This is a genomic window from Arenibacter sp. ARW7G5Y1, assembly GCF_003201775.1.
In the GTDB taxonomy this organism is placed as follows: domain Bacteria; phylum Bacteroidota; class Bacteroidia; order Flavobacteriales; family Flavobacteriaceae; genus Arenibacter.
In genome coordinates, this window is sequence record NZ_QJJZ01000030.1 from 24,199 (window position 1) to 34,511 (window position 10,313).

Annotated in this window: 6 protein-coding genes; all 6 read right to left on the reverse strand. The window is 36.9% G+C overall.

Annotated elements, in window-relative coordinates:
- Positions 1 to 1,073: alpha-L-fucosidase (locus C7972_RS23985; protein WP_181422982.1), on the reverse strand; the 1,073-nt coding region annotated here is incomplete at its 3' end.
- A gap of 64 nt (positions 1,074 to 1,137) precedes the next feature.
- Positions 1,138 to 2,883: a RagB/SusD family nutrient uptake outer membrane protein gene (locus tag C7972_RS23120; protein ID WP_110358535.1), complete on the reverse strand. Its 1,746-nt coding sequence runs from the start codon at positions 2,881 to 2,883 to the stop codon at positions 1,138 to 1,140.
- Between the two features lie 32 nt (positions 2,884 to 2,915).
- Entirely contained in the window at positions 2,916 to 6,320 is a 3,405-nt protein-coding gene (locus C7972_RS23125) for a TonB-dependent receptor (RefSeq protein WP_181422983.1), read from the reverse strand.
- A gap of 147 nt (positions 6,321 to 6,467) precedes the next feature.
- A complete protein-coding gene (locus tag C7972_RS23130) occupies positions 6,468 to 7,595 on the reverse strand; it encodes a FecR family protein (RefSeq protein WP_110358537.1) in 1,128 nt (375 codons plus the stop codon).
- 197 nt (positions 7,596 to 7,792) lie between these two features.
- Positions 7,793 to 8,362: an RNA polymerase sigma factor gene (locus C7972_RS23135; protein ID WP_110358538.1), complete on the reverse strand. Its 570-nt coding sequence runs from the start codon at positions 8,360 to 8,362 to the stop codon at positions 7,793 to 7,795.
- A 453-nt stretch (positions 8,363 to 8,815) separates the two neighbouring features.
- Entirely contained in the window at positions 8,816 to 10,024 is a 1,209-nt protein-coding gene (locus C7972_RS23140; protein ID WP_110358539.1) for a site-specific integrase, read from the reverse strand.
- Positions 10,025 to 10,313 lie beyond the last annotated feature (289 nt).

The window sequence follows — 10,313 nt, forward strand, 5'->3', positions numbered from 1 at the left end:
GCACCATCAGAATAGTCAATACTAAATGCGTTATCCACATAGGTTTTTAATCCCTGAAGGGCCTTTATGTCATTTTCATGAATAAGTCCGCGTTTATCTGGCGGAAGATTCAGGATAAAATTCCCGTTCATCCCTACGGAATGGTACCAATTATCGATTAATTGATTTACAGACTTAACTCTATCGTTCTCTGAATCGTGGTAAAACCAACCGGGCCGGATAGAGGTGTTTACCTCTGCGGCTATCCAAAGATTTCCGTCTTCATCTCCCGTTGCCAACCGATCATTTATTCCACTCATTCCTGGGTAGAACTCCTCTCCATTCATTGTGGCCCAGTTAGGGTCGTAAGCGTAACCCTGTTCATTCCCGATCCACCTTATATCTGGCCCTGCATCGCTGAACATAACGGCATTAGGTTGTAATTCACGAACAATTTTACGGGTGTTTTCCCAATCATAATAGTTAGTATTGTCTATTCTTCGTGTTTCGTTTGCTCCACCATAATAGCCGTCGCCACCATTGGCCCCATCAAACCAAACCTCATAAATGTCCCCATATTCCGTTAGTAGTTCCTTAAGTTGATTACGGAAATAGGTAATATATTGGGTTGTTCCATACCCTGCGTGGTTACGATCCCAAGGGGAGAGGTACATCCCCAATTTAAGATCATACTTATCGCATGCAACCCTTAACTCCTTCAGAATATCGCCTTTACCATTCTTCCAAGGGGAATTCTTTACAGAGTGTTCGGTAAACTTTGAAGGCCAAAGAGCAAATCCGTCATGATGCTTAGCCGTAATTACGATACCTTCCATGCCCGCCTCTTTGACAACTCGTGCCCATTGGTCTACATCCAATTCGGAAGGGTTGAATATTTTTGGAGATTCATTTCCGTAACCCCATTCCATGTCTGTAAAAGTGTTGGGGGAAAAATGAATGAAAGCATAATATTTTAATTTGTGCCATGCCAACTGGCGCTCACTTGGTACTGCGCCGTATGGCGAAGGTGCTGGTGGATTTTGACAGCTTAAGATTGTTGAAATAAAAAATAGGATATAAACTGAACATTTCATTGCTCTTTATGTTTTAAATTAAGGCATAGGGGTTTATACTATCCCTATGCCTTTAGAAAGTATTTTACCAACCAGGATTTTGCCCCCCCAAATCGGGATTTAAAATTAATTCGTTCGAAGGCAGCGGATGCAAATACAATTTGTCATTCCATACTCGATTTGGTTTGCCAGGATAAACGACGAGCTGATCATTAGCATTTCTTTCGAAAGGAACTAATACAGGCCATTTGGCTTCCATATCATCGGTTATGCGTACTCCTACTATGGTTTCGGGATTGTTAAGGAGATTGCCGGCCCTCCATCTAATCAAATCATTAAATCGAAAGCCTTCACCGGCCAATTCTACCCGTCTTTCTCTACGGATTTCCTGTAACAATGGTGTAAGTGAATATCCATAATCGGGCCAAGTGGTCGAAGAGGTAATGGAGACACCTGGTACTGCAGCAGATCCTACATTAGTACCATTGGTAGTCATGTGTGGAAGCGATATTCTATCTCTTATTAAATTTAAGGAAGCATCCAATACCGCTTGAGTCGCATTGCCCATTTCGGCTTTGGCCTCGGCGTAATTTAGTAGAACTTCAGCATAACGAAAGACATAAACATCCAAAGTTGAAAGATTGTAGTTCCACTGCAAAATAGAAGGGGAAGCATACTTTAGGTTGTAATAACCTGTTGACTGTCTATTGAAATCAGGAAAATTAGGTAAAAAAGTTTCTTCTCCAGTGGGTGAAATTTGCCATACCCTACCAGGATACCATATTGTTTGTTTTAATCTTGGATCTCTATCGCTGGTTTCATCGGCCAATAAATTATCCCCATAATAAGCAGGATTTGGTGCGCCATTATATGATATGGGCAATCCGTTATTGACTAAATATGATTTTACGAATTCTTTACTAAATCCTGTTCTTGACTCTTGTACTTGTCGTGTAAGATTTTGGGTTAGTACGTCCGCCAGATACCTTCTAACCAATATTCCTTCTTTATCACCATTTAGTTCCTCTTGAAGAAACAGATTTTGATAATCCATTGAAGGTTCATCAGCTAGTTTAACGATTCTAAATTTATCTGAATTCATTATATACTCTGAGGCCTCTATGGACTCCGTAAGCATTTGTGAGCCATCATCACTTCCAGGGTAAGTGGTGGTGCCGTTATGATATTTTCTAAAGGTGCCTTCAAAAAGAGCTGCTCTTGATTTAAGAGCTGCCGCCGCATAGGTGCTTAATCTGCCTGTTTCTGGGGTTTCCGGGAGATTTTCAATAGCATAATCAAGATCTTCCATTACCTTTGCCATTACTAATTCCCTTGAGTCTCTCGGCTTGTAAAGTTCCTCGGTGGATGCAGTATTCAAATCTGTCTCATACCAAGGTACATCGCCGAAACGTACCACTTTATCAAAATAAAATTTTGCTCTGAAGAAACGAACCTCGGCCACATATTTATTAATTTCCTCGGGATTACCCTCAACGGTCTGGTACCGAGAAAGAAAGTAATTTACATTTCTGATATTGTCCCATGTCCATCCTGCATCGCTTGCCGAAGCTGGTACTACAGTTAATCCATTGGTATAGGCGTCAAGATTTGTCGGCACTTGATTGTCGCTTGTATCATCTGGACCCACGATGTTAGCGGGGCCATCGAGTGATCCATAAAATTGGTTAGCAAAAACCTTTAAATCATTAGGGGTTTTCCAATATACTTGGTCGGTTATAGCATCGTCCGGATACTTCTCTAAGAAATCATCATTACAGCCGACAACAATAAGGCTTATAAAAACTAGTATTATATATATATACTTTTTCATGTTAAATATTCTTTAAGTTTTGTAAAATCGGATTAAAGTTTTACGTCAATTCCAAGGGAATATGTGCGTTGGAGTGGATATGTAGTAGCGTTGACCACTTCAGGGTCAAAGGCATGGTCGTAACGTAATTTAGATTTTTCTCCCAAGTTTTCTCCGGAAAAATAAATTCTAAAATTGTCTATTCCAATCTTGCCCATAACATCTTTAGGGAATGTATATCCAAATGATAATTGTTTCAAACGGATATAGGCGCCGTTTTGAAGCCACCTTGTAGAGGTAGCTGTATTCCCATAATAATTGTACATATAGGGTCTAGGGAAATAGCCATCTGTATTGTCCGGTCTCCAATAATCTTGATTAAATTGTTGCGATACTGTCCATTCATCACCTCCGGACCCGAAGAACCATGGATTCCAGCCTCCAAAATCCACATTTCGCTTGGCAACCCCTTGAAAGAAAATATTAAAATCAAATCCTTTCCACTGTGCTGACCCAGTTAATCCATAAGAATATCTAGGACTGGTGTTGCCAATCACTTTTTGGTCCCCTGGGTTTGCAATTGTGTTGTCCCCGCGGGTAATTTTGTCATCGCCATCCAAGTCTTCGTATTTGGTGTCGCCAGCAGCCCAAGTACCGCCCCATAATTCACTTTGGTCTGCATGAGCAGTAGCTTCAGCGTCTGTCTGAAATAATCCATTCACTTCAAAACCCCATACTTCTCCGAGTTCTTCACCAACATAATGGGTTCCTATAATTGCATTGGGATTGTCATATTTGGTAATCTTGCCCTTATTATCCGAGAGCAAAAATCCTAGAGAATAATTTACATCACCTATTTTATCTCGCCAATTAATATCCAATTCCCAACCTTTAACCTGCAAATCGGCGCCATTGGTTTGTGGTACACTTGTTCCCAATGTGGCCGGTAGTGGGCTTCCAGCAACAAGCATGTTCTTCGTATTTCGGATATAATAATCAAAGGAACTGCTCAATCTACTATTGAATAAATCAAAATCTAGCCCAATATTATTAGTAGTCACCTCTTCCCAAGTAAGTCCAGAATCAACCAAACCACCTGCGGATAGATATATAGGCCGTGAATCACCTATTAGATAGCCCAAAGAGCCACTGTTTAAAGTAGAAATATATGGATAGCTGTTGTTTAAGGTTTGATTTCCGATAGTGCCAATGGAGTATCTCAACTTTAATTGGCTGATTTTAGCTGTTAAATCACTCATAAAATTCTCTTCGGAAATTCTCCATCCAACGGATGCCGACGGATAAAAAACAAAACGATCTTCCTTGGCAAATCTTGAGGTGCCGTCATACCTACCATTAACTTCCAAAAGGTATTTTTGATCATACGAATAATTTAACCTGTAAAAAGCCCCTCTAACTGCCCATGAAGATTCATAACCACCTACAATTGGGTTTTCGCTTGTAGCCAAATTAATGGCAGGGATATCATTATTGATTAAATTTGTCCGAGAAGCGTTATAACCTTTAAAATGTTTCTCTTCTTGATTAAAACCGGCCATAGCCTTAAATTCATGAGCCGTGCCAAATGTTTTTACCCATTCGCCCCACAAGTTAAATGCATTGTATTGGGAATCATTGGAATTTGCATAAATACCATTTGGTGTAGTATGTGGGAAAGTGCCTAGCAATATTCCATCAATTCCATAATCATTAAATTCTCTAACATATTTTTCATGGCTGCTGGTATAATCATTATAAGTATAATCCATGTTAATAGTCAACCCTTCAAATGGTCTCAGGGTTAATCCCCCAGTTATCCAAACGTCATTCATGGCATTTTCTTCTTTTCCGCCAAGCGCATTCATAGCTGCTCCGTTGGTAAACATTCCTTGACCGGCAAAATTACCATCAGGATGTTTAACAGGCATTAATGGCCTACTATCGGCTAGGAAATATGAGCGAGGCATCCAGGAGGGACCACTATTTGGAGCCAACTTATTTTGCTTATTATATGTTGTTTTAGCGGAAAGCGTCAGCCAATTGGTGATATCTGATTTAATATTTAATGTTACATTGTTTCTTGTAAATTTTTCATCAAAATGCTTGAGCAAACCACCTTGATTCAACTGTCCATATGATGCTCTATACGTTGTCTTTTCATCACCCCCGGTAATAGCAATGTTATTCTGCGCCATGCTAAAGGCATCCCGATATATTTCCTTGGCCCAGTCAGTATTACCAACATAAGTATATCTGTTGTCTGAGGTTTGTGAATGAATGAATACAGGAGAATTGTTTGCTGGGTCATTAAAGTAGTCCCTGATATGGCTAGTAGTTTCATCATCAAAATATGGACTACCGTTGGCGTTTATGCTTGCGGTATTCATATAAGTGGCATAGTCCAAGGAGTTCATCTTCTGTGGCATTGATGTGAACTTGTTTTGGGAAAAATTACTACTCAAGGAAACTTGTACACCGCTGTCCTTTTTGCCGCTTTTGGTAGTAATCAAAATAACCCCAAAGGCAGCTCTTACACCATATATTGCAGAGGCTGCGGCATCTTTAAGCACCGATATGCTTTCTATGTCGGCGGCGTTGATAATATTTGGGTCCATTTGAACACCATCTACCAATACCAATGGTGATCCTCCGTTTAATGAGGTGATACCCCTTATGTTAAAATTGGCTCCCCCTCCCGGTTCGCCATTGGGAATGTCAATGTTTAGGTTTGGAACCAGGCCTTGCAAAGCCTGACCAACCGATCTAACGGGTCTATCTTCTATCTGCTCACTTGATACTGTGGATACAGCACCTGTAAGGTTAACCTTCTTTTGTGTGCCGTAGCCAACTACGATTACCTCTTGTAGAGCATTGGAGTCTTCAGCCAATTTGATGGTAAATTGGGTTTGGTTACCTACAGTTATTTCATTTGTCTTGAAACCTAAATAGGATACAACTAACACTGAGGTTTCAGATTGAATTTTTAGTTCAAAATTTCCATCGAAATCGGTTGAGGTACCTTGATTGGTTCCTTTAAGCATTACTGTTGCCCCTGGCAAAGGAACACCTTGCTCATCGAACACAGTACCCCGTATGATCTGTTGAACCTTTGGTTTGGATTGGACTTTTGATGATGATTTTGAAGAATGCCAAGTGGGTGCTGCACTTTTTAGTACTATTTGATTCTTTACTACGGAATAGACTACTGTACCATCGTTGAAAAGGAAGTCGAGAATTTCGTTAATCGGTGTCTTTACTGCATCAATTGATACTTTTTTGGACAGGTCTACTTCCTCGGTCTGGTAAAAAAAAGTGAATTTACTTTGGGATTCAATCTTGGCCAGAACGCTTTCGATGCTTTCATAATTAGCCTTCACTGTGACCTTTTTGTTTTGGGAATAAGTATTCGCCTGCGCGTTCAAAAGCGCTAGTGAAAACAATAAAAAGGAAAGTTTCATCGTTCGGTTTTTTTTGAATATGTTTTCTAATAGTTTAGAAAACAGGAGCTTTTTTTTCATAATTTTGAATGATTTTGATTAGTTACTAGTTTTAACGGTTAAAATTGATAGTGCTAGGGAACGTTGCCGCGTTTCCTAGTTTTTTTGTTATGGTTTCATAATGATAATTTTTTGATCTTTGATTTGATAATCAAATTCTGCACTTTCCTTAAATGTGTTTAGGAGATCTAAAATGGACTCATCGCCAAATTTGCCTTTAAATTTTATTGTGTTTAATTGGGTGTATCTATTTTCAATATGTACATTGTATTTACGTTCTATTTTATAAATTATATCTTTGAAGGTTTCATTGTTGAAAACCAAATTGCCCGTCCTCCAACTTATATAGTCGTCTACATTTACATTGTTTATTTCAATTTCATCAGTTGTTAATGATGCTTTTTGGCCTGGAACTAATATTGTTGAATTTTCTTTTTCAATCATATCCTTCTTGTTAATGGCTACACTACCTTCGATTAGGACCGCATAAGTTTCGGTATTACCGTAAGAATTCACATTAAAATGGGTGCCTAACACTTGAACTTGTAAATCACTAGTATGAACTTCAAATGGCCTGTTTTCATCTTTAGCTACTTCAAAATAAGCTTCACCCTTTAGGAATACCTCTCTATCTGTATCGGAAATGAAATGGGCGGGATATTTAAAAGATGTACCTGAATTGAGGTGTACCTCAGTACCATCTGAGAGTACAAGTTGGAATTTTTTGCCATTAGGTACTATAACTTCGTTATAAACTAGTTTGTCAACTTCTGACGTCTTATCATAAACCAATTTAGTGCCGTTTTGAGTGCCTATAATTTTTCCATTCTTGTCTACTAAGACTTCAGAACCAGTGATATTAATTTTTTTATTCTCATTGTTATCCAATTTAAGAATTACTGATTCTTCTTTAATGACCAATTCGTTGTTTGGTTCAATTAGAAAGTTAGCTCTATAAATATATGTGACACCTAATAGGGCTAAAAAGATAGCCGCATATTTTAAATATGGATGTAATACAAATTGTTTTTTCTTCTTGCCAACTTTAATTTCGGCTTTAATTTTAAGCCAAATTTTACGGTTAATCTCCGTCTCATTGTTATAGTCCAAACTAGAAAAGGCCTGGTCTTTATCCTGATAGGAATCCAGGAATCTATGTAGAAATTCCAACTCTTCTGCCGAACATTCGTTCTTAACGTACTTTTTGAAAAGTTTTTTGGCTTTTTTACTGTTCATTTGGATTTTGTAATAATGATTAATAATAGGCGTCTATTATAATAGTACCCTAAATAGTGGAATGGTACACGTCCATTATTAATTATTTTTAATTTTAATGGATTCTACGGTACTATATCTTATAAATTGAAGAGTTAACTTATGAAGTTCTACTTACAATCAAAAAAATATTGGGGATTTGATAATATTAACTTGATTTAATGACAATAGATAAAATTAAAGTAAATCAATTCATCTTCTTGGAGGTTTTTACGTATGGCGGTTAAGGCTTTTGATATTTGATTTTTGACCGCCTGTATGGAAATACCCAATTCTGAAGCAATTTCTTTATTTGATTTATGTTCGAAACGGCTTAGTACAAAGATCTGTTGGCAACGTTTTGGAAGTTTTTTTACACACATATTGATTTTTTTTTCCAGTTCATCATATTCCAATTGTTTGGTAATATTCATGGATACATCAATAATATTTAATCTAGTTAGATCTTCGGTTGTTAATTTATTGTTTCTTAGGTAATTGAAAATCTGAAATTTTACAGCCTTAAAAAGGTAGGATTTGACATTGGTCACCTCTATTTTCTTTCTTTTGGACCAGAAATCAATAAAGATATTTTGAATGATATCTTCACAGGTCTCACTATTTTTTAAAATTTTCATAGCATATAGATACATTTGTGAAGAATACCGATTGTATATTTCTTCAAATGCACTGACATTGTCCTTGGCTAAAAGGTCAATTAATTTTAAGTCGTCATACTTTTTTAACATTTGATGGGCTGTAATTTGCTAAAAGTAGGAATAATAATTTATACCATGTAGTTTTTATTGTTTCACAAGTAATGCCTTCACTGGCTTATGAATTTTAATTAAGAGGTTTAATTTATGCGTCTAATTCTTGTGGAATTGAAGAAAGTTGAACACTATAGGCCACAATGGTTTTTAGCGTATAAGTCTGACCAAAATTGACTGTTTAGATAATTAATCATATGGTTATTTGTAATTATTGTGGATGTAAATATTTTGTGTTGAACATATTAATTTGAATTTTGCTCAACTCTCGATTGCTTTAGTTTTGTAATTGGCAACACGTTGTAGGCTAGTTAAATTCTAAATTCAAATGAATTACATTTACTGACCTTTCCTGTAGTATAGGTGTTGGTTATAAAAACATCAAGAGTTAAAAGTGTACCGGATTTTTCAAAAGTTACTATTTATTTGACTCTAAAGCAGAAGTTCGGCGGCCTCATCCAAAACTGAGCTTCCCAATTCTTTTAAATATACTTGGGTAGTAGTTAAGTCTTTATGCCCCAGTGATTCGCCGATAACATCTGTAGCTACTCCTTTTTGTTTTAAACAATTGGCAAAACTATGTCGGGCCACATAGCTGGACAAGGATTTGTTTATCCCACAGAGGCTGGCTATTTCCTTTAAGTCTCGATTATATTTGGCTAGGGTCTTCTTTTTGCGATTATCAATTTGGGCCGGAGTTAGACCATCCTTTAAAAGTATGGGAAACACGTATTTAGTAGGCAACGAATGTTGTTTATAATAATTGAGGATTTCTTGTACTGGCCGAAGGATAGTAATAACAAACCTGCCCTTGGTTTTATTTCGAATATAAGAAATGGTGGTTGCATCAACATCTTGCCATTTGAGAACCATCATATCCGTATAATTCATTCCTCGGGTATAAAAGCTGAACACAAAATAATTTTTGGCATCCACTAAATGTGGATATTGGGATATATCAAAATTGATAATTTTAGTTACCTGATCAAAGCCCAATGCCTTTTTGATACCCTGACCCTTTAGTTTTGATATCTTATAAGTTTTGAATGGATGATTGATGTCTTTTATGATGTTCCGTTCAATTGCCTTATTGTACAATGCTCTTAATGTGCGTTGTTTTATACTGATTCCGCCATCTGTTCCACCTCTAGAGCGGAGCCATGCTTCATATTTATTTAAGAAGGTATTTGTAATTTCCTGAAACCTTATTTTTTTAAATTTGCAAAACTGTTTTATAGATTTCATGGTTTCTTCATACATGGTAGCATTTCCCATCCTACCTGCCAGTTTCATTTCTGAGATTATCTCCTCCCAAAAAGGAAATACATAATCATTTTCCGGATTGTTATCTACTCGGAAACGTTTACTAAAATCGTCAAGATTAAAATACTCTTTTTCCATCTGAAGATCGGAATATACTTTTAAGGCACGATCCTTAAATTTGAGCAATAATCTATTATTTTGAATGTAATTTGAATTCTTGCTGTTAAAACAACCGGAAGAATAATTCCACTCAAGTTCGGTTGATCTAAATATGGTGTTAAAATATTTTGTTTTTCTATTTTTGGTCACCCTTAGACATACTGGAAAGGTGCCATCAGAAAATGCTTTTTTTCTTAAAACTGTTTTGATACTTGCCATAACAATTCAATAATGGGTACAACATAGGTACAACAAATGGACCATTAAAGTTATAATTAAAGAAATTTATTGCAAAATAAAAATTCATAAAGTATTGATAATCAGTTGGTATGATAATAAATGGAACTGAATGAAAAGGCATTTTAATCGCCTGTCACGCAGGGGGTCGCGGGTTCGAGTCCCGTCCGGACCGCTAAAGAGGTCGTCTAAAAACTAATTAGGCGACCTTTTATTTTTCGGTTTTTCTGATATTATTTTGAACTTGCCTTGTTGATCAGGTAATTTTAGA